This window comes from Exiguobacterium mexicanum, from assembly GCF_005960665.1.
Lineage (GTDB): Bacteria > Bacillota > Bacilli > Exiguobacteriales > Exiguobacteriaceae > Exiguobacterium > Exiguobacterium mexicanum_A.
The window spans coordinates 238,485-265,359 of record NZ_CP040676.1 but is presented as its reverse complement, the minus strand read 5'-3'; the positions used below and the strand labels follow the sequence as shown (position 1 = coordinate 265,359).

Sequence of the window (26,875 nt, the reverse complement as noted above, 5' to 3'; positions counted from 1 at the left end):
TAGAATATTGCTTTTCAATTACATTGAATTTAATTTTCACATCTAGTGTTTTTATATCTAAGTATACAAAAACAAGCGCCTTTAAATCTGGTCGCTTGTTTTTGTATACAGCCATATAAATTGAAGTTTAGATTAAAAATATTCATTTTAGACGTCTTTTATAAAACTCCTAAAAAATTATACTAAAAGCGTTTAAAGTTATATTCTGTTAATAACATTTTCTAATACTTATACTTTGACTTCTTTGTTTCCTATCGTAATGTCAGTTATTCTCTTTAGTACATTTGGGTTATCAATTACTACTATCATTAATTTTGTTCTAGCTCTAGTTATCATTTGAAACAACATTTTTACTGGATCATAATAATAACCGTCGCCATATATAGACAAGTTCCCAATTTCATCATAAGAAAAGTGAGAATCGATAACCACCGCAACTTTTTCAAATTCTTGACCAATGACAGTATGCGCCGTATCTTTTTCGAGTTTAAATTCTAGTTTATCGTAGGGGTGAGAATCGTAAAGAGAAGAAGTATAATTTATTATCTTCCATTCTTCTCTCGAGAGAATTGTAAGCTTCCGCTGCGCATGTTCATTTCGTTTGAAATACTGAACAGAAATATTAGGATATTCTATTCGTGTAACAGGTTTAGTAGAATTAAAAAACGATTTAATAAATTCTGCAATTTCATAGTTTGTTCTAATTTTATTTTTGAGTTTATATCGTTTTGGTTTGTAAACTTTATTTATCAAATCCGGAATATTATTATTTATCTCTATACTGCTTAAACACTGATTTTCATCATATGAAAAAATACATTTTACATGTGATGCTTTTATAATTTCATCACAAATTTTTTCCAACTGATTCGTTCTTATTCTTTGTACTTCATCAAATATTATTAAATCATATTCATTAATCTTTTTTCCTTGCCAATTCTTCACCATTGATATTTCCCAATCGTATTCTTGATTTAAATTATGCTGCCCCTCGTTTAGTTTTCCACAATGAAAAATCAGAACTTTTCTTTCATTTTCTTTATACTCTTTGGCAATGTCATATGTAACCAAAGTTTTTCCAGTACCTGCTGCACCTTGAATTGAAAAAAATTTCGTTGTGGAGTCATTTACTATCTCTGATTTGATGTTTACTTGATGATCAGTTAAAAAATAATTACCTGAAATGAACTCTTTAGTAGAGTTAAATGGAGATACTAAATAGTTCGATGGTATGAAAACTTTGTTTAAATCTATGTCTGTATGAACATCACCGTCATTTAGAATGGTTAACAGTTCAGTAAATTGAGCTTCAACTACGTTATCATTTTCGATTTTATATAATTTTTCTTCTTGTTCTACGTATGTATATTGGTAAATTTCTTTTTTTAATGCTGTTAAATAATACTTGTTTCCGAGCAGTTGCTTATGAGTTTTTTCTAAAGTGCTTTGAGATTTTAATTCAATGTTAATAATCTTGTCCTCATAAAATCTAAGGAGATCAAATTCTTTACTAATTTGAGGAATTGTATATCCAACAAAATAATTTTCTAAGATTCTAAATTTATTTGAAAATTTAGCAAGATTTCTAACAAAACTTTTTAATACATTTAATTCACCATTTTTAATTGAAATTCCGAACTGAGATTTGTATGTTTCAAATAAATCAGAAGATAATTCTTCGCTTGCGTCTAACAATGAAATTAAATTAATTGTTTTCAAGATTAAGCTCCTTTTAATAAAATTAATGAAAAAATTCACTATTTTAATACCTGTATCAAAATAGTGAATATAATACAATTATATACATAATTTTGATAAAAAAGTAGCTGGTATCCTAAAAGGAAACCAGCTACTTTTTTATTTATTCCAATTACGGAATCCGTCACCAAACTCGAGGTGCAAGTCGTCGCCGAACACGCCGTTCTCGAACGTCGGTACGTCGACTGGGAGTTTGCCCGTCGGCTTCACTTCACCGAAGATGGCGCGAATGCCGGCCGGGAGGTTCGGACCTGCCGATTTGGCATTGCCCGCCTCTGAGTCCGGTCCGTTCGGGTCACCTTTGAAGCCGTAGATGATGAGCTGGGCCGGTGCGTCCGGTTGAACTGCCACATCGTACGGGTTACGCAGGCTGAGCAAGACTGACTTCTTGCCCGTCTCGTTCGCGTAACGGAACACTTCGGCCGGCACGTAGTTGTCAGCCGACGTCGATTTCAGCTTGGCGCTGTTGTTCACGTTCGAACCGACAATGATATAGTCGGCCGCATCGAGTTTCGCTTTCAAGTCTGGGTTTTGATCTAAGTGTTTCGTCGATGCCGTATAGTTCGCGGCGATGACGTTCACGTCTTTCATGTTGCCGGCGTTCTTCTCGAGCGACTTGATCGTCTTGATCATGCTGTCCGTCTGGTCTTTCGCCGGTGACAAGACGAGGACCGTCTCACCTTTTTTCGGTTTGAACGGAAGCGTCTTGTCGTCGTTCTTCACGAGCGTGACGGCCGCCTCGGCGATTTCACGTTCTTTCGCTTTATGCTCGGCACTGCCGACGACCGCGTTCGCCTCGGCGAGTTTCGCCTCGAGCGTCGTCGTGTCGACCGACTCGTCCCAAATACCACGTTTCGCTTTGAGCGTCAAAATCCGCTCGACCGCTGCATCAATCTTCTCTTCTGACAGGCGTCCGTCCTCGACAGCGCCCATGACGTCTTCAAAAATCGTCTCGAGCTTCACGACGTCCGCGTTCGACCGTAAAATCGTCGGCATGAGCGCGATATCAACGCCCGCATCGAACGTCTTGATGACCGCTTCCGCTTCCGTGAAGTTGTCGGCGATCGCCTGCATGTTCAAGGCGTCCGTGATGACGATGCCGTCGTAGCCCATGTCTTCCCGTAACACGCCCGTGATGACGTCATCCGAGAGCGTCGCCGGGAGCGGGAACGTGCCGCGCGGTGAGTTGACGACCTCATCCTCGATTTGCGGCATCCCGATGTGTGCCGTCATGATCATGTCGATGCCTTCCGTGATGGCCCGTTTGAACGGTAACAGTTCGAGCCCACGCAAGTCTTCGAGCGACTTGTCAACAATCGGAAGTCCGTAATGCGAGTCGACCGCCGTGTCACCATGACCCGGGAAATGCTTCGCCGTCGCAGCGACACCCTGGTCTTGAATCCCTTGCGTCATCGCCGAGCCGAGCTCGCCGACGAGTTCCGGGTCACTCGAGAACGAGCGGACGCCGATGACCGGGTTGGCCGGGTTGTTGTTGACGTCTAGTACCGGACCGAAGTTGACGTTCACCCCGAGAGCGTTCAACTCCGAACCGATGATATTCCCCGCGTCGTATGCGTACTGGCTGCTCCGTGTCGCCCCGAGCGCCATGTTACCCGGCAAGTTCGTGCCCGTGCCAAGCCGTGTCACGATCCCACCCTCTTGGTCAATCGTGATGAAGAGCGGTATATCGTTGCTTTCGTCTTGTTTGACGACTTCTTGGAGGTCGTGGACGAGTTTCGTCGTCTGTTCGGTCTCGGTCACGTTTTCCGCGAACAAGATGACACCCCCGAGGTCAAACCGATCGACGACCCGCGCCACGTCTGTCGCGAGTGCCGTATGGTTCGCCCCGTTCCATAATCGGAAGTCTGGCATGATCATTTGGCCGAGCTTTTGTTCAAGCGTCATCGAATCGAGCTTGGCGTCGACACGCTGCTCAATCGACGGGGCCGGCGTCTCCTCTGCCACGACCGCGTTCGCCATCGGGACCGATGAGACGAGTAGTGCTGTCGTTAGCCCCAGTGTCGCCGTCCAGTTCAGTGCTTTGTTCATGTTTTCCCCACTCCTTTTTGAAAGTTTCCCCGACCCCCAAACAAAAAGGCATGGAGGAAGAAGCGTTGCCTCACCAACGCTCGTTCACCCCATGCCTGATCGTATCAGTTACATATGGTCCTTATTCAGGTGGTCAACGTCAGTATAGCAATTCAAAAAATGGGAAACAACACTTCACGTGAAAGCGTAACCATTTTGAAATATATGTTCTGTTTTGACACACAGCTGACCTGTATTGGCAAAGCCAATAATTTCGCTGGTTCGAATTCGGCCCCATCTTTGGTAAACTCATTCCGTTAGGGGTTAACTTTCACAAAGGGGGAAATCATCTTGGCACGAGGGGAAATCAAACGAAAGCCGGAATGGTTAAAGATTAAACTGAACACGAACGAGACATACACCGGTCTCAAAAACATGATGCGCGAGAAAAATCTACATACCGTCTGTGAGGAAGCGAAATGTCCGAACATCCACGAATGTTGGGCCGTCCGCCGTACGGCGACGTTCATGATTCTCGGAAGTATCTGTACGCGGGCTTGCCGCTTCTGCGCCGTCACGACAGGCAAACCGAACGAGCTCGACTGGGAAGAACCGAAACGCGTCGCCGAATCGGTCCGTCTCATGAATTTGAAGCACGTCGTCATCACGGCCGTCGCCCGCGACGACTTGAACGATTACGGGGCGATCGTCTTCGCCGAGACAGTCCGCGCTGTCCGTAGCATGAATCCGGAGACGTCAATCGAAGTGCTCCCGTCCGATATGATGGGTGACTTCTCGGCGCTCCAGACGCTTATCGATGCCGGACCGGACATCATGAACCACAACTTGGAGACGGTCCGCCGTTTGACGCCGAGAGTCCGCGCCAAAGCGACGTACGACCGGACGCTCGAATTTTTGAAACGGTCGAAAGAGCTGAACCCGGACATCCCGACGAAGTCGTCGATCATGGTCGGACTCGGCGAGACACGCGAAGAGTTGATTGAGGCGATGGATGACCTGCGGGCCCACCACGTCGATATCCTCACGCTTGGCCAATACTTGCAGCCGACGAAGAAGCATCTCGACGTCGAGCGTTACTACCATCCAGATGAGTTCGCCGAGTTGAAAGAGATCGCCTTGGCGAAAGGCTTCTCCCACTGTGAAGCCGGACCGCTCGTCCGTTCTTCATATCATGCGGACGAACAAGTCCACAAGGCGCGTCGTCATACGATGTTGCCAATCGACTAAGAGAAAGAAGAGACACATATGACTGGAACGACATGGCATTTGCTTCACACCGCCCCGCTGTCCCCGGCCGAGAACATGGCCATCGACGAGGCCATCGCCGGCTGGGTCGCACGCGGCGACATGAAACCGACACTCCGTTTTTACGCCTGGGCCCCGCACGCCATCAGCGTCGGGCGCTTCCAACGGGCGACGCGCGACCTCGACCGCGACGCGCTCGCGTTGAATGGCATCCCGGTCGTCCGCCGTTTGACCGGTGGGCGGGCCGTCTTGCACGCAGATGAACTGACGTATAGCGTCATCTTGCCGGAGACGATGCCGTCCTTGCCGACGAACGTCATCGAGAGCTATCGCCTCCTGACCGAAGGGGTGCGTCGCGGCTACCACGCGCTCGGCGTCCCGGCCGAATTCTCGGTACCATTGACCGAGGCAGACCGCGAGGCGCTCCGAAAACCGAAGTCGGCCGTCTGTTTTGACGCCGCTTCGTACTACGAGCTCGCCGTCGGCGGGAAAAAGATTGCCGGGAGCGCCCAAGTGCGCCACCAAGGCGCCGTCTTGCAACACGGGTCAATCCCATTGTCGATTGACGATGACGTCTTGTTCGACTGCTTCAATCTCGAGGCCGATGCGAAGGCGGAGGCGAAAGCCCGCTTTGGTGACAAGGCCGTCTCCTTGAACGAGACACTCGGACGACCGGTCGCCTTCGACGAGGTCGCGGCAGCGTTCACGGACGGGTTCCGTGACGCGTTCGATTTGACGTTCGAACCGCTGACGTTCACCGAGACGCAGCAACAAGAGATTCAGCAACTCGTCGCCAAGTACGAGAGTGACGAATGGGTCTGGAAACGCTAAAAAACGAGTCTCGCGACTCGTTTTTTCTTATTGTTGCGTATAGATGGAGACCGAACCACCATTGACAAAGAACTGGCCCCAGCCGTCGGCGTTGATCGTGACGAGACGGGAGTTGTTGTTCGTCATATCTTTCCATACCTCGCCGGCGTTCTGTTTGCCGACGTACATCCATTTCGAACCGCCCGGACCGTCCGATAGGATTGTCGCGAGACCCGATTTGGCGCGGTCGGTCACCCCTTCACGTGTCCAGCCGATGACGTCCTGATGATCGAGATAGTCATGCTGCGTCCCGTAGGCGAAGTCTTTTCGTGCCTTCAGAATCGGTTGGAGCGTGCCCGACATGTTCGGGATCTCACGGTTCGTCGTCCCTTTCGTTCCATAATAGTCCCCGTAGAAGAGGGCCGGATAGCCTTGACCGCGCGTCATGATCGTCGCGTAGGCGAGCGGTTTGAACCAGTTGGCGACCGTCGACTCGAGCGACTGGCCCGGTTGTGAATCGTGGTTATCGACAATCGTCACGGACAGCGACGGATGCTGCTCGGTGACGGTGCCTTTCAAGATGTTTCGCATATCGTAATACCCGCCGCCGTTACCGGCCGCTTGGAAGTTGTAATGGAGTGGCACATCGAAGACGGAGTGCGTGTAGCCCGTCTTGTACAGATAGTCGTTGATGGCACCGAGATCATTCTTCCAATACTCGGCGACCGTGAACAACTCTTTCCCGGTCGTCTGGCGCACGCTCGTCACCCACTCCTTCAAGTACGAGTGGCTGATATGTTTGACCGCATCCAACCGGAAACCGTCGAGCCCGAGCGAGTCGGCGTACCATTTGCCCCAGTTCTTCATCTCTTGGCGAACCTCGGGATGTTCGAAGTCAACGTCCGCGTACATGAGGTAGTCATAGTTTCCGTTCTCGTTCGACACGTCCGTGTCCCACTCCTTGCCCGTGCTCTTGAACTTATAGATGCGGCTCAAGCTGCGTGACTGATCCCAATCGGTCCCGTCAAAATGGTACCAGCGCCATTTGAACGGAGAGTATGTATTGTTGCGCCCCGCGAAATTGAAGCCGGTCCAGGCTGAGATGCCGTACCCCCCGGACGTCTCTTGGTTCCGGTTCGACGGATTGACCTCGATTGCCTGGACGGACTCGGTATAGTCGGCACCGCCCTTATGATTCATGACGACGTCGCCGTAGACGCCGATGCCTTTGCCGCGCAAGTTCGAGATGGCGGTCTGGAGCTGGGCTTTCGTGCCGTACTTCGTCCGGGTCGTCCCTTTTTGATTGAACTCGCCGAGGTCGTATAAATCGTACGCCCCATACCCGACATCGTTCTGTGACGTGCCTTTATACGCCGGCGGGATCCACACTGTCGTCACCCCGATGTCTTTCAAGTGCTGCGAGTCGTTCGATAACCGATTCCAATGCAACCCGTCGTTCGGGACGTACCACTCAAAGTACTGCATCATCGTGCCGTTTTGCGGCGTCGCCGCCTGTGCGACCGGTTGCCCAGCGAGTAGTGCAATCGCAGTGACACCAGCCGTCACCGCCAAGCCTTTCCGTCTTTTACCCATGCCCTTTCCTCCTCTTCAAAATGAATGCAAGCGATTTCACTAGTCATCATGCCTGATTCTACTTTCATTGAATAGAGGATTTCGAAAAAACGGTTCTCTGCGCCTAACTATTTTTTTCTTGAATAGTTCAGTTGATCAAAACAAAAATGGATGGCTTGTGCCATCCGCCTAGTTACAAGTCACGCTCCAATCGTTTTCGCTTCACGAGAAAACCAAGATACGGGAGGCCGGTGAAGACGAGTCCGATCACCACGAGGGTTTGGACAATCCAGATGATCGCCTCGGCCGTACCCGACCAATTTAATTGGAGCAATAGCATCAGCCCGATTGAAATGACCAGAAACACGAGCGCGGCTTTCCCCATTTGCCGCTCGACTTGCGCATATTTGTCATGCGTTGTCGTTTGATCGGTGTAAAGCGGTATGGCATCCGGACGACCTTTGAACACATGAATCTCATCACCGGTCGATGTCACGTGTTCCCAACCGCTCGCGGCGAACAGCTCGAAGTAATCTTCGTCCGGCCGTTGGCGGTAATCGAGACTGTAGCGTACGTCCATCGGCTCTCCTTCGACGAGCGTATAGCCGAGCGGTGCGAACTTCTCTAAATGCCAGCCACGAGCTGCCATCTCCCCTAGCTTTTTCATCTCCCGCTCTTCGGCGAACGCCAGTCCCCAACTCGACATATATTTCCGTTTCATCGGTGTCCCTCCCCGTCTAAAATGAAGCGTGCATCGTCAACGATTGCTTGCCGTCGTTTCAAATCCTCGGCCACGAGTGCGCGGCCTTGGGTCGTAATCACATAACTCTTCTTCTTCCCGTCCCCGTCGAGCGGCTCGATGAGCTGTGCGTTCACGAGCTTTTTGATAATCGTATACATCGACGCCGGGCCAATCTTGATTCGCCCGTTCGTCAACTCCTCGACGAACTGCATAATCAAGTAGCCGTGACGCGCCTCGGTCAAGGCGAGGAGAATGTAGAACATGCTGTCGGTCAATTCTCCGAGTTCGATCGTGTCATTACGTGGCATCCCGCCACCTCCTATATCATTCATTGATATATCTTACCCTCACTATATATCGTTGAATGATATATGTCAATGAATGATATATAAAAAGCCGCAGACGGTTCGTCTGCGACCTTGTTAACTAGTGACGTAATCTAAATCGTGCAAGATGTACGCTAAAAAGAACAACATGCTCGGGTTCTCGTAGCGCATCTGCACTTTACGAAGTTGCTCCCGATACGTGACCTCGTACTCAGCCCCGTTCATCTTCCGCTCCATGTTCATCTTGATGAGCGCGTCGAGTTTGTCCATCATATCGACGAGCATGCCTTCATACGTATCATCTTTCGAATCGGCCATATAGCGGCGGAACGCCGGCTGCATATAGTCCGGGAGGAGCGACAAGAGCGCCTCGCTCTCGGTCCGTTCGTACGCCTCGAACGCCGCACCGGTCTCGGCGGTCGAATGTTTCACCGGGCCGAGCACGTCCCCGGTCACCCCTTCGACGAGGTCGTGACAAAGGAGACGAGCCGTCAGTTCGGCGACATCGACGTCGACGTCATATTTCTCGCGCTCCAACAAGCCGCTGAACAGCCCGAGCGCGGCCGCCCGGAATCCATGGATCGCGTCGTTATCGTCGATTGTATTGAAACGGCCTTTCCAACGTCTGACACTGTCCATCCGCATGACGTTCTCGATGAATGTCGCCACGTCGGTCTCGGCCTCGACTTGTTCATAGAGCCAGCGGACCGATTCGAGCGGATGATTGCGCAGGGCTGCTTTCATCTCTTCAAGCTTCGCGACGAAATGGGGCGAGCCGTGTCCGACTTCCCGGCGGACGAACAGCATCGCGTCGAACGAATCGATTCCATCGACGAGCCGTCCTTCGAATGAGTCGTCCTCCGCCTCGACGAGGAAACGATAAAAATGCGGCCGGAGCGACTGCGACAACAACTCGACGAGTCCGAGACTCGCCGTCCGCTCCATCCGTTCGATATGTTCTTTGAGCGTCGGTTCTTTTTTCGTCCGGTGCATGATTGGACCGGTCTGCACTTCGTTCATATCATGGAACAGTGCCTTCCCGAGCACGTCGAGCAAGTTGACGTCCCGTCCTTTGTTCTCTTCGTAATATGCCGCGATTAAGCTGAAGACAGCGACGCGGAAACTGTGGCTTGCCGCATTGTCATGATAATGCGGTGCATACTCGTCCCATCGTTGCACGTTCTGCATGCGTGTCATCTTGCGGACAAACGTTCCGTTATACATCAAATTCCTCCTTGGTTCAGTCGCTCCCACGAGTCATCGTGACAGACGATGTAAAGCATATCGCTCGCCTGAAGCGGTGTATCGAGCACCGTCGCGTAATCGAGACGGTCGTTGACGGCGATTAACGTGACGCCTTGATGCAACAAGCTTTCCGCAGCGTCCCGGATGGTCGTCCATTCCGGTTTCGGTGCGAGCGCCTGGATGTTGCCGCCTGACTGTTTACTAAGCAGCTGACGGAAAATCGATGTCGTCCCCGGCTGCAGCGTCGCTTTCGCCATGAGGAGTGACACCGAGTCGTTCGCGAGAATAAAGTCGTCGATTCGGACGTATTTGAATTTCGAGATGTTCCGTTCTTCGCACACCTCGACGACCGTATGCAAATCGACGCCGCGTTCAGACGAGAGCGCTTCGACCGCTGACGCGATGAGCAATGATTTCCCGTCGGCGAGGAGTGTCTCCGTGATGCGGGCATCCGCGAAGATGGCGACCCGGCGCGCCTTTAAAATATTGGCCTGCAAGAGTACGGCCTCATCCGACGCGTCACCGTGGACGAAGTGGACGTTGTCGTGGTCGTACGGTTCTTCCTTCAACTGATCGATTAAGACGATCTCAGCCTTTGGCTCATAGATGAGCACTTCATCAATTGCCTTTTTCGTCTTCGGCGACCAGCCGATATAGACGTAATGCCCTTCTCCTCGATACACTAACTTCCCCTCCCGTTTTAACCGTTGAAACGTCGCACCGACTTCAACGAGTTTTCCAATCAAAGCCCCGATAATCCCGATCCCGAACAGGAACAAGAAAATCCCGAGCCAACGTCCCGCGACCGATGTCGGGAAAAAGTCACCGTATCCGACGGTCGTGAGCGTCGTCATCGTCCACCAGAATGAGTCGAACATCGACGGGAACGTCTCCGGCTCGAGCACAAACCCGAGGACGGTACCCGTCAAGATGATGACGAGCGATGCCAGGACGACGTTCAAAAACGATAATTTCGATAACCCGCGCCAGACACGAAAAAAGATATGCACAGAAAAACCCCTCCTTTTCCTATATACTAGAGACAACTTACTTGATTTACAGAATTTGCGAACGAGAAAGCCCACTGCTTCAGTGTGGGATGAACGTGAGCTTGATTTCGGAATTCCGCTAGTCGGAATTTCAGAGATCAACACGTGTGATCTTATCCCGAGAAAATGTATCGCTTAAATAGACAAAGTGATACGATAAACGTATGAACAACTATCGAAGAACCAACACCACCGTGTCGATGCTCCATTATCATTTCGTGTTCTGCCCGAGGTATCGCCGAAAACTGTTCGATGACGACCTGTTCGAGCGACGGTTCAAAGAGATCGTCCACGATGTCTGTGAAGGGCTCGACATCCACCTCCTCGCCATCGAGTGCGACCGGGACCACACGCATCTATTCTTATCCGCATTGCCATCCATCAGCCCGTCCGACATCATGGCGCGCATCAAAGGCGTCTCGTCGAAGCGGCTCAGGGAGGAGTTCCCGCACCTCACACATCTCACGAGCCTCTGGACGAGATCCTTCTTCGTGTCGACGGCGGGAAACGTCTCCAGCGAGACCATCAAACGTTATGTCGAGGAACAAAAGACAAGGGGATGAGACCGTGTCGCAGACATTGACCGTGAACATCAAGCTCCATCCGACGAAAGCGCAACGATCAATCTTGGAGCGGATGATGGACACCTACATCCGCACGGCGAACCAGCTCGTCGCGGCCATGGTGCAGGCCCGAGAGAGCTTGAATCTGACGAGCAAACATGTCACGGCGGACCTGCCGAGCGCCGTCAAGAACCAGGCCATCCAGGACGCGAAGAGCATCTTCAAGAGGGCAAAGAAGAAGGACTTTCAGGTCATCCCCGTCTTGAAGAAACCGTACTGCACCTGGAACAACCAGAACTACTCGTTCGACTTCGAGTCGGTCTCCCTCCCGATCATCATCGACGGGAACGTGAAGAAGACGGTCATCCGCGCCGATATGGTCGACCCGGACAACCGGAACGCCACGCTCCTCGCCAACAAGCTCGGGACGCTCCGCATCACGAAGAAGTCGACCAAGTGGATCGCCCAGATCGCCGTCACGATCCGCACGACGGAGAAGACGGGCACCAACGTGCTCGGGGTGGACCTCGGCCTGAAAGTCCCTGCCGTCGCGTCCACGGGCTGCGACAAAGCGCGGTTCTTCGGGAACGGGCGCGAGAACAAGTACATGAAGCGCAAGTTCCGGGCGAAGCGGAAAGAGCTCGGTCAACACAAGAAACTGAAGGCGATCAAGAAACTGGACAACAAAGAACAGCGCTGGATGCGAGACAAGGATCACAAGGTGAGCCGTGGGATCGTCGACTTCGCGAAAGAGAACCACATCTCTGTCATCCGCCTCGAAAGACTGGCGAACATCCGACAGACGGCAAGAACAAGCCGTAAAAACGCCAAGAACCTGCACACCTGGTCGTTCTATCGCTTGGCAACATTCATCGAATACAAGGCGAAGTTAGAAGGAATCAAGGTCGAATATGTCAACCCTGCATACACATCTCAGACATGTCCTTCTTGCGGGAGCCGAAATAAAGCGAAAGACCGGACATATTCGTGTTCATGCGGGTTCAAGAAGCATAGAGATTTAGTCGGTGCGATGAACATCCGGTACGCACCTGTGGTTGATGGTGACAGTCAACCAGCCTGAGAACCTATAGGGTCTGTCTCAGGAGGGGTGATGGCACACCCTCATCTGAAGGCTCGGACAAAACAGAAATGGCCTGCGTCCGCACGGGCACTTCAGAATCCCACCCATCCTGAAGGGATGGGCTTGCGGCTTTAGCCGTGGGAGTGTCAAGTTCGGTTTCGTATAGAAAGAAAAAAGAAAGGACGACGTCATGAACTCAATCGTTTTAGAATATCGACTTTATAAAAATGAACTTTCGTTCGAGCCACTCTACCATTATACATCGCTCGGCCTCGATGAAGTACTCGCCCGCCGCGAATGCGAATTTTTCGTCAAGGACGGCATGACCTACAAACAGCGCTCATCGGCGCTTGAAGGCGAACAATATTTCTTGATTTACGTCGACCGCTACACGGAAGGCCCCGTCGACAAGCACGAGACGACCGACATTAAAGTGGAGATCCGGACGCTCGACGACCGGTTCGACAACCCGATGCTCGAGGCGTATTACGTCGATCGGCATCTCGACGCACTCGCCATGATCGGCAGTCAGTATTTGTACGTCGCCGGCAAAGAATATGAGCGCGACTCGGCCGAGACGGACGAAGATCGTGGCGTCTATGTCATTTACGTCACCCCTACAGGTTATACATTGGAGGAATCAACATGAAGACAAGCAAAAAAATCTTGAGCGGTCTGTCGGCTGCTGTCTTGACCGCATCGTTAGCGGCTTGCGGCACCGACGAAACCGAACAAGCGACGTTACCGGAAGAACCGACCGGCTATGAATGCGACGATTGGGACTGGGATGATGAGACGGAGTCATATTACTGTGACGATGATCGCTCCCCTCACTTCGGGAGCTTCTTCTTACTCGGTAGCCTATTCAATTCAAAGAGTGCATTGAAGAACTCCTCGGCATATAAAAATTACCGCTCGAACGGTGGCGCCAGCAGCATCACCCCGAACAAATCAAACTCAAGTTCCAAATCGGGACTCGGGAGCGGCTCACGAGGCGGCTTCGGGGGATGAAACGGGACGCATTATTCGGCCAAATCCCTTTCTTTTGGCCTGACTTGAACGACGAGGAATACGCCCTTTACGACTGTCTCACCATGTCCACGGACGCGGTGAGGCAGATTCGGGCGGCGACGCGTGACGTCGATACGATTTTCCGCAAGACGAACCGGCTGTTGCGAACGCTCCCGGACGATACGCTCCGCTTGCTCGGTTATCCCGAGGCGAGCTTGCCGTTCCTTCGGGACAAGGCGCTGCCGCAAGAGACGGTGATTGGCCGCTATGACTGGATTGTCAAAGACGGCACCATCAAATTGATGGAGTTCAATGCCGACACGCCGACGTTCATCAAAGAACTGTTCGATGTGAACGGCTATGTGACGACAGAATTCGGACTCGATGACCCGAACGCGACGTCGACCGACGAGCTCAAGACCGAACTTCGAAAAGCCGTCATCGCGGCGTGGCAACGACTCGGTCGGGACGGGACACCGAAAATCGTCTTCACGGCCCACGATGACAACATCGAGGACAAATGGACGACGCGTTTCCTTCAAGAGACGCTCGACTTGCCGTCCGAGTTCGTCCCGCTCGACCGTTTGCTCGTCGAGGCGGACGGCGTCTTCACACCGTCTGGGGAAAAAGTCGACGTGTTATATCGTCAGACGTACCCGATCGAGCATCTGGTCGACGACCGGGCACCCAATGGTGATTTAATCGGCATCCGCCTGCTCGAACTAAACGCGGCCAAACGCGTCTCGGTACTCAATCCGCTCTCGGCGTTTCTCATGCAGTCTAAAGGCGTCCAAGCGCTCATTTGGGAACTGTATGAGGCCGATACATATTTCGACGAAGCGGAACGTTCCATCATCGAAACTTATTTTTTACCGACGTATCTCGAGGCCGAACCGTTTATCGACAAGAGCGCGTACGTGCAAAAGCCCGCTTTCGGCCGGGAAGGCGACTCGGTCATCCTATACGACCAAGCCGGTGTCCCGTTCCATAAAGAGACACTCCAGACGTACGCGAACGAGACGGCGGTGTATCAACAGTTCATCGAGCTACCGACCCGTCTGACGAACACGGTCAACGGTCCGCTCGAGACGCACTACATGGTCGGCTGTTTTTGCTTGAACGGCCATCCGTCCGCTCTCGGCGTCCGCGCCGGCAGCATGATTACGAACAACCAGTCTTACTACTTAGCCATCGGCACAACAAAGGAGAATAACTTATGACGTTCATCACGCTCGATTCCATCTTGAGCTTCCTCGCTCACCTCGGCACAGGGTTTGGCCTGATTTTAGCCGGACTTGTCGTCTTCGCCCTTACGACGAAGTATTCGGAACGTAAATTGATTAAAGAAGGTAACGTCGCCGTCGCCTTGAAACTTTGGGGAAAAGCGATTGGACTCGCCATCGTCATCTACACGGTGTGGGCGAACAGCGTTAACTTGCTCGATGCCTTCATCTGGGGACTCGTCGGGATTCTCGCTCAAGTGCTCGCCTTCTGGACGTTTGAATACGTCCTGACGCCAGGCGTGAACTTAGAGAAAGAAGTCGAGAACGGCAACCTCGCCATCGGGATCAGCCTTTTCTCCGCCTCACTCGTCGTCGGCATCATCGTCGCCGCGAGCTTGACGTACTAATCAAACAGCCCATGCGCTCAGGATTGAGGCATGGGCTGTACTTGTAGAGGAAGAATAAAACGTCTACACGCAGACTGACTTGGGCTTTGCTCATTTGTTTCGCAAATGAACGTCCTCAAGATGTCGCCTTTATTCAAATAACCGGCAATCATTATCAAGAGAGGCATGCTTTAAACGCCATTGATGATGACGACTTTTCTACAACCCACATCATCATATTAGATAACGCCCCAAAGAAGAGCTTTACCCTTCAAACGTTAAAACAACATGGGCAAGTTCTCGACACCATTCATTAATCTGAAATCAAAATTGAGGCAAGGGGGAGAAAGATGTCAAAACGTGGACTCGTACTATTGCTGATGGGCATGCTCATCGTCATCGCGATTTCGGTCACGGCCGGCGTCGGGTATTATCAGGACGAGCAACGAAAACAACCTTTGGCACAGGCGCAACAAAAACTGCATGAGCACATGACCGCCCAAGGCTGGTACACATACGTAGAAGGCAGCACCGTCGTCTTATTTACGAATGAAGACGAGACGATTCTCGGTCTCGGTATCATGAATTCAGATGGAGGCTTCAGCGTGTCGACATGGGACACGATTGAAGAAAAACCGTTCGATTCGATTCACTTTGGCAATACGACTGATGAATACATCGGGATTCGCTTCAACGAAAAACCGGAAGATGTGGCTTACGTGCGACTGAGCGGTTCGGATTGGAGCGAGACATACACCGTGAACGACCCTCGAGGCGAAGGGTACGTCATGTCTTATTTGATCACGCTCGGTGAATCACAACGGGGTAGATTCGAGACACTTGAGACGCTCGACGGCGACAGAAATGTGCTTCATTCTGAACAATTATAAAAACCGCAAACCGATGACCGGTCTGCGGTGATGTGACGACTGTTTTTGCAGTCGTCTTTTCTTATGCTTTGGCGAGTACGGCCGATGGACCGAAGAACTCATAACGGGCTTGTGGAATCGTTTGGACGACCGTCTCCATCATCGCGGTCGGACCGCACGTGTAGACGTCGTGTCCCTCGACATCAAGTGCTTCGAGTTGTGTCGCACTCATGCAGCCTGATACGTCATCGACGTGTGTGATGAGCTGGAGACCAGCGTTTACGAGTTCATCGAGCTCTTCACCGAGCGGACGGAGGTTCGTGCTGCGAACCGCGTGCAATAACGTGACTGAACGCCCTTGGCCGAGTGCCGTTTTCGCCATGTTGAAGAGCGGTGTGATGCCGATGCCGCCAGCGACGAGTGTGAGCGGACGATCTGTCTCTTCGAGGACAAATTCGCCAGCTGGGGCACTCACTGGAATTTCCGTGCCGACCGTCTGCTCATGGAGCCAGTTTGAGACGAGACCTTCCGCCTTCGGAGCGATCCAGTAGCCGTCTTCTGTCGTCTCGACGACGCTATATTGACGATGGTGCAAGATGTCTTCCCCAGCGATACGGGCTTGGACCGAGATGTATTGACCTGGGATGGCCGTCCCGACGACGCCATCGTTCGCTTTGATCCGGAATCGTTTCACTTCCGGCGTGTCTTCGATCACTTCAGCGACCGTGAACGGTTTGAAACCGATCCATGGCGCATCGGCATACATCTGTTTCTCGAGTGAGATGAAGACGTCGGCGATGACACCATATGCTTTCGCCCACGCGTCAATGATGTCCGGCGTGGCTGCTTCACCGAGCACGTCTTGAATCGCGCCGAGTAAGTTCTCGCCGACAATCGGATAATGTTCCGGACGGATGTTCAAGCTCTTATGTTTATGAAGCGCCGGTTGGATGGCCGGAAGAATCGCTTCGAGACGATCGATATGGACGGCTGCCGCGTAGACAGCGTTGGCGAGCGCCTCTGGCTGACGACCGCGTTTTTGGTTCGTATGGTTGAAGAAGTGGCGGACTTCTGGGTTGTTTTCGAACATGCGCTTATAGAAGTGACTCGTGATGGCAACGCCGTGGTCTTTCAAGACCGGTGCGGTTGCTTTGACGATATCCATGGTTTGTTGATCTAACATATTGTTTCCCCCTTTTTGAAAGTACACGTCCATTATGTGAGGTAAGTCACTTCAAAAGCAATATATAAAATACTTGTTTAGACACAAGTTCAAATTTCCGCCTTGAATCCGCCACGCTTTTTTCACATCTTCCATCGTCGCGCTTTCGTCAGATGTCTTGTACAATGAACGGATGAAGAGGTGAAACATCATGCGGCTCACGCAAACGTGCGATTACGCACTCCGAACACTCATGTATAGCGCCACGTTCTCCCATCGTCTCGTAACGATTCAAGAAGTGGCGGACCAATATCAGATTTCAAAGAATCACGTCATGAAAGTCGTCTATGAGCTCGGCAAGCACGGTTATCTCGAATCGGTGCGTGGCCGTGGTGGCGGCTTCCGGCTCGCCCGACCGATGGAGGACATCAACGTCGGCGACGTCGTCCGGACGATGGAACCGTTCGAGCTCGTCGAATGTTTCGGCGAAGGACGATGTGTCATCGCGCCCGCATGCGATTTGCGGAGCGTCTTGAACGAGGCGATGCTCGCCTTCCTGCACGTGCTCGACCGCTACACAATCGCCGACCTCGTCGCCAACCGGACGAACGAACTCGCCATGTTGCTAGGCATACAAAACCCGACAGACTGAATAGTCCGTCGGGTTTTGTATGTCGGTATGATGTTTGCATGTCATCCCCACCAACGTTTCATGATTTTCTTCACGTATAACTCAGGAGATGTATGTTCCAGGAAATGATATAAACAATTGTTCAAATCAATCTCGAGGTTTTCATCAAGCTCATTCCCGTCCTCGTCATACAATTCGAAGTGTTCATATTTCCAATCATCATATGCGTCTTGAAGCAAATCGTGATAGGATATCCAATCCTTTCCGAAATTTGAGATGAAAGTCGGTTTCCATTGATTAATATGGATGTCGTGCAACAACTCCTCAAATGGAGACGAATACCATTCTTTTGCTCCAAGACTTTTTACGATGGTTTGAAACACTTCCATCGTCATCGGCTCAACGTCCCCAGAGTAGTCATAGCTGACTTTATTGAATTGGTAGGGATGTGGAAACGACTCTACTGTTTTGACCCATTGATACGGAGGGTATTTCTCGATGATGTCCCCTAACAGTTTGGAAATGACAAGACTAATCTCCTGCTCGTCCAATCGTTTCATCCTCTCACTTATGTTAGCCGTGTAACCAATTATAGCGGTTTCAACTTCGCCTCGATTTCCGCTCGTCGCGGCTCGAGAAACGGCGGCAGCGCCAAGCGTTCCCCGAGTGACTCGACCGGCTCATCGGTCGCAAAGCCCGGCCCGTCCGTCGCGAGTTCCACTAAAATCCCGCTCGGCTCACGGAAATAAATCGATTTGAAATAATAACGGTCGATCAGGCCCGAATGACTGATGCCGAATGAATCGAGCCGCTCGACCCAACGCGCCATCTCCAAATCATCCTCGACGCGGATCGCGATGTGGTGGACACTGCCTCGTCCTGGACGCTCCGACGGTAAATCTGGACGGTCGACGAGATGAATCTCGGTCGCCACACCCCCGTCCCCCGTCTCGAACACACGAACCGATTGGCCGTTCCGTTCGAACTCGGACGTGAACCGATAACCAAGCACGTCCGTCAGTACCCGCTCCGTCTTCTCAATTCGCCGCACCGTCCACTCGCTAAATCCGAGGCCGAAGACGGCGACGTCTGCCGGCACCGGTCCGTTTTTCCGCGGCGTCCCTGATCCGCCCTCGACGAGACAGAGCCGTTGCCCCTCCTCGTCCTCGAAGTAAAGCGTCGGACGACCGAGCACTTCCTCGACCGGATCATGGAGTACATCGAATTCGAAAAATCGCTCAAGCCAGTACGACAATGCCCCGTCCGGCACCCGAAGCGCTGTCCGCGAGATGCTGCTCGACCCTTTATACGTTTGCCCGAGAAAAGGCAGCTCGAAGAACGTCAAATCCGTCCCCGGTGTCCCCGATTCATCTGCGTAAAACAAGTGATACATCGATGGATCGTCTTGGTTGACCGTCTTTTTGACAAGTCGCATCCCGAGTACCTCCGTATAGAATCGCAAGTTCTTCAACGCGTCCCCTGTCATCACTGATACGTGATGTTGTCCTAAAATCGCCTTCATCCGACTTCTCCCCTTTCAACTTTGATTATATTGTACCATCCACAAATAAGTAAAGTTAGCTTTACATTAAGTAAAGTTTACTTTACACTGAAGATAGAAACAAGAAATGAGGTGGCGGCATGCCATTAATCAATCGCGTCAAAGAGTTGCGGGCCCGGCATCAATTGACCCAAGGCGACTTGGCAGCCAAAGTCGGTGTGACGAGACAGACGATCATCTCGCTCGAAAAAGGGAGCTACACGCCGTCGCTTCTGCTGGCGATGCAAATCGCCCGCGTGTTCGAGGAACCGGTCGAATCTATTTTCACAATCGAGGAGGAAACAAATTGAAACACGTCGTCATCCAATCCATCTCCAGCATCATCTTGTACGTCCTGATGGCATTTCTGTTCAGTTCGTTCTTGTCTGACGTGTCGACCGTCATCGAGACCGACCGATTCGAAATTGAGTTTAACTTATTGCCGCTCTTGCTGTTAGTCGGCTTCTTTATCATTTGGACAATCTATTCGTTCAAGACACGCCCGAACCAAAACTTAAGCTTTGGCCAATGGTCGGTCCGGATGACAGAATTTAGCGAAGTCGACGAGCGGGAACAGATTATCACGGCGAAAGCGACGAAAGCCGCCTACGTCTCGTTCGGGATTACTGTGCCGCTCCTCATGGCGTCATTCATGTTTTATCCGCTGTTCGAGAACGCGCTCCCAGCCTATCCGATTTACGCGCTCGCCTCGACACTGATCATCTCGACACTCGTCTATATGACGACTTGGATCCGCGCCTATACCCGTTAAGGAATTCACATCGAATTCCTTTTTTTGTGTCGATTTTTCGTCGAGTCGTTCCCTACGATTGCGAATTCGGTCACGTCGTGCTTATATATAACTAAACGGTTATATACTAAATGTATTGAAGGGGTCTTTCATCGTGAAAACCATCGATTTGACGACCGGTCAGGTTCAACGCGTCATCGTGGCGCTTGCCCTCCCGCTCGTCGGCAGTTCGCTTTTACAGTTCACGTATAGTCTCGTCGATATGTTCTGGGTCGGTGCGCTCGGTAGCGACGCCGTCGCCAGCATCGGCGCGGCCAGCTTTTATATCATGCTCGGTCAGGCGATTCAATCCCTTATCGTCGTCGGCGCCGGCATCAAAGTGTCGCAAGCCGTCGGACGGCGGGATCAGGCGTTGATTCAGCGCTACGTCCGGGCCGGGAGGCGGATGAACCTTGGTCTCGGCCTGTTATTCGTCACCGTCCTCGCCGCGTTCGGCCAGGCGCTTATCGGCTTTTTGAACATGGACGCACCGGCTGTCGAGCAGTTGGCGTACATTTATTTGCTCGTCAGTGCACCGATGCTCATCTTTTCGTTTTTCAACTTGTTGTTCGCCCGTCTGTTCAGTGCCTATGGCAATACGACGACGGCGATGCGTATCAACGCGACCGGGGTCACCCTCAATATGATCCTGTCACCGCTCTTCATCTATCCGCTCGGACTCGGCGTCGTCGGAGCCGGTCTCGCGACGCTCGTCGCGAACGTCGTCATGTTCGGCTTCTTCTGGCATCGGGCCCGCGTCTTGTTCGATTGGGAAGAGACGGTTGAACCGAATCGCACAGACTATAGAGAAATTCTTCGCCTCGGCTTCCCGATGGCGACCCAGCGCGTCTTGTTCACGGTCATCAGTATTTTCCTCGCCCGCATGATCGGCTCATACGGGACCGAAGCGATCGCGGCCCAGCGCATCGGGCTTCAAGTCGAGTCGATCGCCTATATGATGATCGGCGGATTGAACGGTGCCATCGCAAGTTACACGGGACAAAATCTCGGCGCCCGCAAAGTGGACCGGGTCCATGAGGGCTATCGGGTGACGACACGACTCGGTGTCTTGTATACCGGGTTGATCACCCTCGTGTTTTTATTCGTACCGGACGTCCTAATCGGGCTGTTCGTCGATGACCCGACAACGATTGACATCGGTGCGAACTATTTACGGATCATCGGAATCTCGCTCATCTTCGCCTCCTTCGAGATGATTGGGAACGGCTACTTCTCCGGACTCGGGCTACCGAAAATTCCGGCGACGATCTCGATCGTCTTCACCGTCGCCCGCATCCCGCTCGCGCTTGCCCTCGAGCCCTATCTCGGTCTCGATGCCATTTGGTGGAGCATCGCCATCTCAAGCATCGTCAAAGGGCTCGTCTCTGTCCTCTATGTCCGACTAATGAAAAAGGAAGTGACTTCCCTTGCAGAAGCGATTTAATCAACTAACCAAACAATTGTTGCACGGACGTTTCGCCATCGAGCGTGAAATGCTCCGCGTGACACCTGAAGGGACGCTCGCCGTAACGAAACATCCGACAGCACTCGGTGACAAGGCGACGCACCCGTATATTACGACCGACTTCTCGGAAAGTCAGATTGAACTGATTACCCCGACGTTTCCGACCGTCGAAGCGGCGCACAATTTCTTAGAGACACTGTACGACATCACGGCACTGAATATCGGTGACGAACGGCTTTGGCCGCAATCGATGCCGTGCGCGCTTCCGGACGGCGGGGTCATCCCGCTCGCGGATTTCGGCAATTCAGGACTCGAGGCCGGCCGCTATCGGGAACACCTGCTCCAAAAATACGGGGCGAAAAAACAGCTCATCTCGGGCATCCATTTCAACTTCTCGTTCGCAGACGAGTTGATTGCCTCCCTTTATGAAGGATCACCCGAACGATACGACCGTTTCAAGAACGACCTTTATTTAAAACTCGTCCGAAACTATTTACGGACGCGTTGGCTTGTCGTCTATCTGTTAGGCGGGACACCGGCTGTCCATACGAGCTATGAAGAACGTTGCGTCAGTCAAATGCAGGCGCTCAGCGAGGACGTGTATTCGAATACGACGGCGTTGTCGTACCGGAATAGTGACTGCGGCTACACGAATGTCGAGCCGCTCTATCCGGACTATTCAACACTCTCAGACTACACCGCGAGCGTGCGTCGCTTCATCGTTCAAGGCGACATCGCCAACCCGAACGAGCTCTACTCCCCGATTCGGCTGAAGACGTCACGAGGCGGCAATGACTTGGAACGACTGGAGACGAACGGCATCGATTACATCGAGATTCGTAACATCGACCTCAACCCGTTCGAGAAGACCGGCATCGCCCTGTCCGACTTGAAGTTCCTGCACGTCTTCTTGCTCTACTTGACGTTGAAAGACGAGACACGATTTGTGGATTGGCAGGCAGAGGCGTTCCACAACCAACAACGCGTCGCGAAAGAAGGTCTATCGCCAACACTCATGTTGTACCGCAATGGTGAGGCGGTGCCGCTCCAGACGTACGCACGTGATTTGCTCGACGAGATTGAAGCGTTCAATGACCGATACACACTCGGGTTCGACGACGTCTTTGCCTCTGTCCGGAATCGGATCGACCATGTCGAGGCGACTTACGCGTCACGCCTCACCTCCGCCATGATGACGGACGGCTATACAAAGTGGTCGCTCCGACAAGCGGAACTATTCTATCAAGACGCCTACGCCAATCGGTTCCGGATGCACGGCTACACGGATATGGAGCTGTCGACGCAGATTTTGATGAAGGCGGCCCTGAAACGCGGCTATACCGTCGACGTGATTGACCGGGATGATCAGTTCATCCGAATCCGGAACGGCAACCAAACCGAGTACGTCAAACAAGCGACGAAGACGTCGAAAGACAACTACGTGTCGGTCCTCATGATGGAAAACAAGACGGTGACAAAACACGTGCTCGCCGAACACGGCATCCGTGTTCCGGGAGGAATCGAACTCCGCAGTGAAGCCGATTTACAGGACGCCTGGACTATGTTCGCGAATGAACCAATCGTCTTGAAACCAAAATCGACGAACTTCGGGATCGGCATTCACATCTTCAAGGACGGGACGACGTTCGAGGAGGCGCTCGAGGCGTTTCGTCACGCTCTTGCGTTTGACGACGTCGTCCTGCTCGAGACGTTCCTGCCTGGGAACGAATATCGTTTCCTCGTCATCGGAGACGAGGTCGCGGGCATTTTGCACCGTGTCCCGGCGAACGTGACCGGGGACGGCGTATCGACGATTCGTGAACTCGTCGCCAAAAAGAATGAGGATCCGCTCCGCGGGAAAGGCTATAAGACACCGCTCGAAAAAATTGACATCGATGACATCGTCGTCGCGTTCCTGCGTCCACAAGGCAAGACGCCAGACAGTGTCCTCGCCGATGGCGAACTCGTCTTCCTTCGTGAGAACTCGAACATCAGCACGGGCGGTGACAGTATCGACTATACAGACCAGATTTCCGATTCATACAAACGGATCGCGGTCGAGTCAGCCCGAGCGATTGGCGCGACGATATGCGGCGTCGACATGATGATTCCGTCGCTCGCGCGTGAAGGTGACTACGGCATCATCGAGCTGAACTTCAATCCGGCCATCCATATCCACGCCTTCCCGTACGAAGGCAAGGAACGACCGATCGGCGAGACCGTGCTCGATTTGTTATTTGACGGAAGAGGTTGAAGAGGTCCATGAATCGGGAATAGAGACTACATTGATCAGACAGATGTATCTTCTTTCTCGAGAAAGGGGTCTTTCTAATGGAAAAAGTGAAATCTCAAATCGAAGGTAAAACATTAGTCGTCGAACGCAGTTTTAACGCGCCGCGTGCGCTCGTGTTCGAGGCATTCTCAACACCAGCCCACCTCGAAGCATGGTGGGGACCGGCCGGATGGAAGACAGAGGTTCGTACGTTCGAGTTCGAACCAGGTGGCACATGGCATTACAAAATGACGTGTGTCGACAAGGAGCAGGGTGACTATTACGGTATGGAGTCATGGGGGAAATCGACGTTCCTCGAAATCGATCCGCACCGAAAAATCGTCTATACGGACGCATTTTCGGACGCGGACGGACACGTCAATCCCGAACTTCCCGTCATGACGATCACGAACGAGTTTGTCGACATCCCGAACGGCACACTGTTCATCAGCCGCTCCGAATTCACGGACGCCGAGTCGCTCCAGCAAGTCGTCGAGATGGGGGCCGTCGAAGGCTTCTCTTCGCAACTCGAACGGCTCGACGCCATCATCTCTCGATAGCAACAAGCACCGTCCCTCTCGAGGCACGGTGCTTGTTTGTCGTCAAAATAAAAAGTAACTGACAATCAAAATCAACGTGAAAATGAACACCATCCCGATGGCGAGCGCGACAAGGCTCATCTTCGTCGATTTGAACTGCTGAGAGTTGATCGTATGCACCTTTTCCAAATACGACCGGGTCCCGACGAGGATCGTCGCGATCCCAAAGATGATCGACAAGATGCCGATCGCCGTAATCAATTGGTGCTCGGCCCCGCTCAAATTTTCACTTCGATAGTAGTGGAAGTTCGTCACGAGAAAGCCGATTCCGATGACCGTGATGGCCGTTCGAATCCAGGCGAGGAACGTCCGCTCATTGGCGAGATGTTGCTGGATGTACTGCGAATCGACCGTCTTCTCTAAATCTAGTTTCACCGATATCCCTTCTTTCTAGCTCATCATTGCTCTAATTGTTCGAATAATCGATTGAGTTGATGTTCATCAATCTCTCCATACGCATCCCCGATACTGATCTCGGTCGAACAATAGTCGTCATGTGGTACGAGATAGCCCGTGACGCCGACCCCTGTCGTCTCTTGAACGGATTGAATCCGTGCCGCGACCGCTTCGTCGTCCCCTTCGAGATGAAGATGGAACATGTTCGTCACCGGGACTTCCGGTGTCGTCCACACTCCGTCGAGCGCATTGAAGCGACGCGCCAGTTCCTTCGCCTGCTCGACATACGTCCCCATTCGGTCTTTCCGTAGCTCGTAGTAATAGTCAGCCGGGATGATGTACGGGTACAGTCCAATCAAATCACCGCCGTACCGCCGTTTCCATATTCTCGCCTCGTCACAGAACGGTTTAGGTCCTGCTAAGATGGCACCTGCAATACCGCCGATGCCTTTATAGAATGAGACGTAGACGCTATCGAACAACGCACATACTTCCTCCGCTGTCTTCTCATAATATGGGAGCGTCTCGAGGAGGCGCGCTCCATCTAGATGCAGACGAATCCCTCGCTCCTGGCACAAATGACTAATCGCCTCAAGTTCAGCAAATGACGGTAAGTAACCGCCGAGTTCCCGTTGCGGCAACTCAATCAACAGGCAGGCGACATCCGGTAACGCCCTCACTTCGTCGAGCGTCATCAACCGGTCGTCATCCCCAAGCAAAATCGGTTCGAGGTGATGCAACTCCTTCAACCCGTCCTGTTCGTGAATCTCCAAGTGACAGAGCGGATGATAGGCGACGTTTCGATTTCCGGTCTCGTCCGTCCAAATCCGTAAGGCGATTTGTTGTGCCATCGTGCCGCTCGGGAAGAAAATCGCATCCTCCATACCCAGTTCTTGCGCCATTTTTTGCTCGAACCGCATGATGACCTCGCCCGTCCCGTAGTGGTCGCTCACCTGATTCGGGTCGACCTCAGCGAACGCCTGTTGCAAGACGCCGACAGTTCGTTTCCCGTGACCGCTCAGTTGATGTGACGTCTGTTGATACGATGTCCGTAAATCCATGTCATCCCCTCCACAAGAAGCCCCCTGTCCATAGACAGGAGGCCATCAGTTAGTCGCGCATGCGGACGATTAATTTGCCGCGCACTTTGCGTGTTTGTAGCTGTTCCAAGCCATCTTTTAACCGTTCGAACGGCAAGACGTCCGTAACGAGGTCGTTCAATTCACCCGCCTCGAGCAGCTTTATCATCTCTTCGGCCATATACGACAAGTTACGGATGGCCCGCTCGTTCTCACTCGCATGGGCCGCACCGAGGGCGACTTCATGAATCGACGGCGACAGCGTGAACCCTTTCATGTTCGACATGTCAGGTGGACCGGCGATATAAGCGAGCTGTCCACTGAATGCGAGCCGGTCGAGATCGGCCGTCGCCACATCGCGTCCGACCGTGTTCAAAATCAGGTCGACACCGCGACCGTCTGTCAGTTCCATGATTTTCTCCGTCACGTCCTCGACGTTGTAGTCGATGGCGACATCGGCACCGAGGGATGTGACCCAGTCAAAGTTTTCCGGCGATGCCGTCGTGAACACTTTAAGCCCAAGTTTTTTGGCGAGTTGAATCGCGTAACCACCGACTCCTCCCGCTCCGGCGTGGACGAGAATCGTCTCTTTGTCGCGCGTGTTCAACTTCTGCATGATAGCCTCATACGCTGTCATGCCGGCACAGAGGATGGCCGCAGCGGCCTCGTCGCTCACTTCCGGCGGGACGACGGCGCAAGCACGCGCATCGACGACCGCATACTCGGCGAAGCCGCCGTTGTTTCCAAGACTCGTGTGGACGGCGACACGTGAACCGGTAATGATATTGGCGATGCTCGAACCGACTTCGACGACTTCCCCGACCAGGTCGACGCCGAGAATGTGTGGATAGGACCAGTTCGGGTTGCCGTTCGTGCCGACTTTATAGTCGACCGGGTTCAAGGCGACCGCTTCGACTTTGATGAGCAGTTCGCCCGCATCTGGTGTCGGTCGCTCCACCTCACCGATGTGCAGATGTTCTAATCCAGGTTGATCAAGTAGCCAAGCCTTCAT

At 52.3% G+C, this 26,875-nt stretch carries 28 protein-coding genes; 15 read left to right on the top strand and 13 right to left on the bottom strand.

Annotated features, from left to right (window positions below; genetic code table 11):
- Positions 1 to 228: 228 nt before the first annotated feature.
- Positions 229 to 1,719, bottom strand: coding sequence for a DNA/RNA helicase domain-containing protein (locus FED52_RS01855; RefSeq protein ID WP_138858724.1), 1,491 nt, complete (start codon positions 1,717 to 1,719; stop codon positions 229 to 231).
- Positions 1,720 to 1,857: 138 nt separating this feature from the next.
- Positions 1,858 to 3,807: a glycoside hydrolase family 3 protein gene (locus FED52_RS01850; RefSeq protein WP_138858723.1), complete on the bottom strand. Its 1,950-nt coding sequence runs from the start codon at positions 3,805 to 3,807 to the stop codon at positions 1,858 to 1,860.
- 327 nt (positions 3,808 to 4,134) lie between these two features.
- Between FED52_RS01850 and lipA the strand changes: the two genes are divergently transcribed.
- The gene (gene lipA / locus FED52_RS01845) at positions 4,135 to 5,034 is read left to right on the top strand and encodes a lipoyl synthase (RefSeq protein WP_276610418.1); all 900 of its coding nucleotides are present in this window, start codon (positions 4,135 to 4,137) and stop codon (positions 5,032 to 5,034) included.
- Between the two features lie 18 nt (positions 5,035 to 5,052).
- Positions 5,053 to 5,883, top strand: coding sequence for a lipoate--protein ligase family protein (locus tag FED52_RS01840; RefSeq protein ID WP_138858721.1), 831 nt, complete (start codon positions 5,053 to 5,055; stop codon positions 5,881 to 5,883).
- A 27-nt stretch (positions 5,884 to 5,910) separates the two neighbouring features.
- Here the strand turns inward: FED52_RS01840 and amyS are convergent, their stop codons facing one another.
- From amyS to FED52_RS01815, 5 genes are all read right to left on the bottom strand, one after another.
- Positions 5,911 to 7,455, bottom strand: coding sequence for an alpha-amylase (amyS, locus tag FED52_RS01835; RefSeq protein WP_138858720.1), 1,545 nt, complete (start codon positions 7,453 to 7,455; stop codon positions 5,911 to 5,913).
- Between the two features lie 172 nt (positions 7,456 to 7,627).
- A complete protein-coding gene (locus tag FED52_RS01830; RefSeq protein WP_138858719.1) occupies positions 7,628 to 8,155 on the bottom strand; it encodes a DUF2812 domain-containing protein in 528 nt (175 codons plus the stop codon).
- Entirely contained in the window at positions 8,152 to 8,484 is a 333-nt protein-coding gene (locus FED52_RS01825) for a PadR family transcriptional regulator (protein WP_138858718.1), read from the bottom strand. Before FED52_RS01825 ends, FED52_RS01830 begins: the two co-directional genes overlap by 4 nt.
- 114 nt (positions 8,485 to 8,598) lie before the next feature.
- Positions 8,599 to 9,726 carry a YfbR-like 5'-deoxynucleotidase gene (locus FED52_RS01820; protein WP_138858717.1) on the bottom strand — a complete coding sequence of 376 codons (1,128 nt, stop codon included), beginning with the start codon at positions 9,724 to 9,726 and terminating at the stop codon, positions 8,599 to 8,601.
- The gene (locus tag FED52_RS01815) at positions 9,726 to 10,757 is read right to left on the bottom strand and encodes an ion channel (RefSeq protein ID WP_138858716.1); all 1,032 of its coding nucleotides are present in this window, start codon (positions 10,755 to 10,757) and stop codon (positions 9,726 to 9,728) included. Before FED52_RS01815 ends, FED52_RS01820 begins: the two co-directional genes overlap by 1 nt.
- 203 nt (positions 10,758 to 10,960) lie before the next feature.
- Here FED52_RS01815 and tnpA point away from each other — a divergent pair, with 203 nt between their 5' ends.
- From tnpA to FED52_RS01780, 7 genes are all read left to right on the top strand, one after another.
- The gene (gene tnpA / locus FED52_RS01810; RefSeq protein WP_138858715.1) at positions 10,961 to 11,359 is read left to right on the top strand and encodes an IS200/IS605 family transposase; all 399 of its coding nucleotides are present in this window, start codon (positions 10,961 to 10,963) and stop codon (positions 11,357 to 11,359) included.
- Between the two features lie 4 nt (positions 11,360 to 11,363).
- The gene (locus tag FED52_RS01805; RefSeq protein ID WP_138858714.1) at positions 11,364 to 12,440 is read left to right on the top strand and encodes an RNA-guided endonuclease InsQ/TnpB family protein; all 1,077 of its coding nucleotides are present in this window, start codon (positions 11,364 to 11,366) and stop codon (positions 12,438 to 12,440) included.
- A gap of 190 nt (positions 12,441 to 12,630) precedes the next feature.
- Complete coding sequence (locus FED52_RS01800) at positions 12,631 to 13,089, top strand: hypothetical protein (protein WP_029594615.1); 459 nt, start codon at positions 12,631 to 12,633, stop codon at positions 13,087 to 13,089.
- Positions 13,086 to 13,451, top strand: coding sequence for a hypothetical protein (locus FED52_RS01795; RefSeq protein ID WP_138858713.1), 366 nt, complete (start codon positions 13,086 to 13,088; stop codon positions 13,449 to 13,451). The genes FED52_RS01800 and FED52_RS01795 overlap by 4 nt, the downstream gene beginning before the upstream one ends.
- Positions 13,448 to 14,671, top strand: a complete 1,224-nt coding sequence (locus FED52_RS01790) for a glutathionylspermidine synthase family protein (protein WP_138858712.1) — start codon at positions 13,448 to 13,450, stop codon at positions 14,669 to 14,671. The genes FED52_RS01795 and FED52_RS01790 overlap by 4 nt, the downstream gene beginning before the upstream one ends.
- Positions 14,668 to 15,081: a DUF350 domain-containing protein gene (locus FED52_RS01785; protein ID WP_021066039.1), complete on the top strand. Its 414-nt coding sequence runs from the start codon at positions 14,668 to 14,670 to the stop codon at positions 15,079 to 15,081. Before FED52_RS01790 ends, FED52_RS01785 begins: the two co-directional genes overlap by 4 nt.
- 329 nt (positions 15,082 to 15,410) lie before the next feature.
- Positions 15,411 to 15,950, top strand: a complete 540-nt coding sequence (locus tag FED52_RS01780) for a hypothetical protein (RefSeq protein WP_138858711.1) — start codon at positions 15,411 to 15,413, stop codon at positions 15,948 to 15,950.
- A 61-nt stretch (positions 15,951 to 16,011) separates the two neighbouring features.
- Here FED52_RS01780 and FED52_RS01775 read toward each other — a convergent pair whose 3' ends face one another.
- Positions 16,012 to 17,112, bottom strand: a complete 1,101-nt coding sequence (locus FED52_RS01775; RefSeq protein WP_138858710.1) for a globin domain-containing protein — start codon at positions 17,110 to 17,112, stop codon at positions 16,012 to 16,014.
- A 190-nt stretch (positions 17,113 to 17,302) separates the two neighbouring features.
- Between FED52_RS01775 and FED52_RS01770 the strand changes: the two genes are divergently transcribed.
- Positions 17,303 to 17,743 (top strand): RrF2 family transcriptional regulator, encoded by a 441-nt coding sequence (locus tag FED52_RS01770; protein ID WP_021066036.1) that lies wholly within the window; start codon positions 17,303 to 17,305, stop codon positions 17,741 to 17,743.
- 41 nt (positions 17,744 to 17,784) lie between these two features.
- Here FED52_RS01770 and FED52_RS01765 read toward each other — a convergent pair whose 3' ends face one another.
- On the bottom strand, positions 17,785 to 18,282 hold the full coding sequence (locus FED52_RS01765; protein ID WP_138858709.1) for a hypothetical protein: 498 nt from the start codon (positions 18,280 to 18,282) through the stop codon (positions 17,785 to 17,787).
- A 29-nt stretch (positions 18,283 to 18,311) separates the two neighbouring features.
- Positions 18,312 to 19,244, bottom strand: coding sequence for a ring-cleaving dioxygenase (locus FED52_RS01760; RefSeq protein WP_138858708.1), 933 nt, complete (start codon positions 19,242 to 19,244; stop codon positions 18,312 to 18,314).
- 119 nt (positions 19,245 to 19,363) lie between these two features.
- Between FED52_RS01760 and FED52_RS01755 the strand changes: the two genes are divergently transcribed.
- From FED52_RS01755 to FED52_RS01735, 5 genes are all read left to right on the top strand, one after another.
- On the top strand, positions 19,364 to 19,573 hold the full coding sequence (locus tag FED52_RS01755) for a helix-turn-helix transcriptional regulator (RefSeq protein ID WP_021066034.1): 210 nt from the start codon (positions 19,364 to 19,366) through the stop codon (positions 19,571 to 19,573).
- A complete protein-coding gene (locus tag FED52_RS01750) occupies positions 19,570 to 20,034 on the top strand; it encodes a hypothetical protein (RefSeq protein ID WP_138858707.1) in 465 nt (154 codons plus the stop codon). The genes FED52_RS01755 and FED52_RS01750 overlap by 4 nt, the downstream gene beginning before the upstream one ends.
- A 133-nt stretch (positions 20,035 to 20,167) precedes the next feature.
- Positions 20,168 to 21,496 carry an MATE family efflux transporter gene (locus FED52_RS01745; RefSeq protein ID WP_138858706.1) on the top strand — a complete coding sequence of 443 codons (1,329 nt, stop codon included), beginning with the start codon at positions 20,168 to 20,170 and terminating at the stop codon, positions 21,494 to 21,496.
- Entirely contained in the window at positions 21,480 to 23,771 is a 2,292-nt protein-coding gene (gshAB, locus tag FED52_RS01740) for a bifunctional glutamate--cysteine ligase GshA/glutathione synthetase GshB (RefSeq protein ID WP_138858705.1), read from the top strand. Before FED52_RS01745 ends, gshAB begins: the two co-directional genes overlap by 17 nt.
- 77 nt (positions 23,772 to 23,848) lie before the next feature.
- Positions 23,849 to 24,349, top strand: coding sequence for an SRPBCC family protein (locus tag FED52_RS01735; RefSeq protein WP_138858704.1), 501 nt, complete (start codon positions 23,849 to 23,851; stop codon positions 24,347 to 24,349).
- 42 nt (positions 24,350 to 24,391) lie between these two features.
- Here the strand turns inward: FED52_RS01735 and FED52_RS01730 are convergent, their stop codons facing one another.
- The 3 genes from FED52_RS01730 to FED52_RS01720 are packed head-to-tail and all read right to left on the bottom strand — an operon-like array spanning position 24,392 to position 26,875.
- Positions 24,392 to 24,763 (bottom strand): YidH family protein, encoded by a 372-nt coding sequence (locus FED52_RS01730; protein WP_138858703.1) that lies wholly within the window; start codon positions 24,761 to 24,763, stop codon positions 24,392 to 24,394.
- Positions 24,764 to 24,786: 23 nt separating this feature from the next.
- On the bottom strand, positions 24,787 to 25,845 hold the full coding sequence (locus FED52_RS01725) for a threonine aldolase family protein (protein ID WP_138858702.1): 1,059 nt from the start codon (positions 25,843 to 25,845) through the stop codon (positions 24,787 to 24,789).
- A gap of 49 nt (positions 25,846 to 25,894) precedes the next feature.
- Positions 25,895 to 26,875: a zinc-binding dehydrogenase gene (locus FED52_RS01720; protein WP_138858701.1), complete on the bottom strand. Its 981-nt coding sequence runs from the start codon at positions 26,873 to 26,875 to the stop codon at positions 25,895 to 25,897.

What these genes read in the sequence shown, in the direction of transcription:
- FED52_RS01850 (WP_138858723.1), bottom strand. Translation starts at nt 3,807, where the DNA reads ATGAACAAAGCACTGAACTGGACGGCGACACTGGGGCTAACGACAGCA.
- FED52_RS01840 (WP_138858721.1), top strand. Translation starts at nt 5,053, where the DNA reads ATGACTGGAACGACATGGCATTTGCTTCACACCGCCCCGCTGTCCCCG.
- amyS (WP_138858720.1), bottom strand. Translation starts at nt 7,455, where the DNA reads ATGGGTAAAAGACGGAAAGGCTTGGCGGTGACGGCTGGTGTCACTGCG.
- FED52_RS01830 (WP_138858719.1), bottom strand. Translation starts at nt 8,155, where the DNA reads ATGAAACGGAAATATATGTCGAGTTGGGGACTGGCGTTCGCCGAAGAG.
- FED52_RS01825 (WP_138858718.1), bottom strand. Translation starts at nt 8,484, where the DNA reads ATGCCACGTAATGACACGATCGAACTCGGAGAATTGACCGACAGCATG.
- FED52_RS01820 (WP_138858717.1), bottom strand. Translation starts at nt 9,726, where the DNA reads ATGTATAACGGAACGTTTGTCCGCAAGATGACACGCATGCAGAACGTG.
- tnpA (WP_138858715.1), top strand. Translation starts at nt 10,961, where the DNA reads ATGAACAACTATCGAAGAACCAACACCACCGTGTCGATGCTCCATTAT.
- FED52_RS01800 (WP_029594615.1), top strand. Translation starts at nt 12,631, where the DNA reads ATGAACTCAATCGTTTTAGAATATCGACTTTATAAAAATGAACTTTCG.
- FED52_RS01795 (WP_138858713.1), top strand. Translation starts at nt 13,086, where the DNA reads ATGAAGACAAGCAAAAAAATCTTGAGCGGTCTGTCGGCTGCTGTCTTG.
- FED52_RS01790 (WP_138858712.1), top strand. Translation starts at nt 13,448, where the DNA reads ATGAAACGGGACGCATTATTCGGCCAAATCCCTTTCTTTTGGCCTGAC.
- FED52_RS01785 (WP_021066039.1), top strand. Translation starts at nt 14,668, where the DNA reads ATGACGTTCATCACGCTCGATTCCATCTTGAGCTTCCTCGCTCACCTC.
- FED52_RS01780 (WP_138858711.1), top strand. Translation starts at nt 15,411, where the DNA reads ATGTCAAAACGTGGACTCGTACTATTGCTGATGGGCATGCTCATCGTC.
- FED52_RS01775 (WP_138858710.1), bottom strand. Translation starts at nt 17,112, where the DNA reads ATGTTAGATCAACAAACCATGGATATCGTCAAAGCAACCGCACCGGTC.
- FED52_RS01770 (WP_021066036.1), top strand. Translation starts at nt 17,303, where the DNA reads ATGCGGCTCACGCAAACGTGCGATTACGCACTCCGAACACTCATGTAT.
- FED52_RS01765 (WP_138858709.1), bottom strand. Translation starts at nt 18,282, where the DNA reads ATGAAACGATTGGACGAGCAGGAGATTAGTCTTGTCATTTCCAAACTG.
- FED52_RS01760 (WP_138858708.1), bottom strand. Translation starts at nt 19,244, where the DNA reads ATGAAGGCGATTTTAGGACAACATCACGTATCAGTGATGACAGGGGAC.
- FED52_RS01755 (WP_021066034.1), top strand. Translation starts at nt 19,364, where the DNA reads ATGCCATTAATCAATCGCGTCAAAGAGTTGCGGGCCCGGCATCAATTG.
- FED52_RS01735 (WP_138858704.1), top strand. Translation starts at nt 23,849, where the DNA reads ATGGAAAAAGTGAAATCTCAAATCGAAGGTAAAACATTAGTCGTCGAA.
- FED52_RS01725 (WP_138858702.1), bottom strand. Translation starts at nt 25,845, where the DNA reads ATGGATTTACGGACATCGTATCAACAGACGTCACATCAACTGAGCGGT.
- FED52_RS01720 (WP_138858701.1), bottom strand. Translation starts at nt 26,875, where the DNA reads ATGAAGGCTTGGCTACTTGATCAACCTGGATTAGAACATCTGCACATC.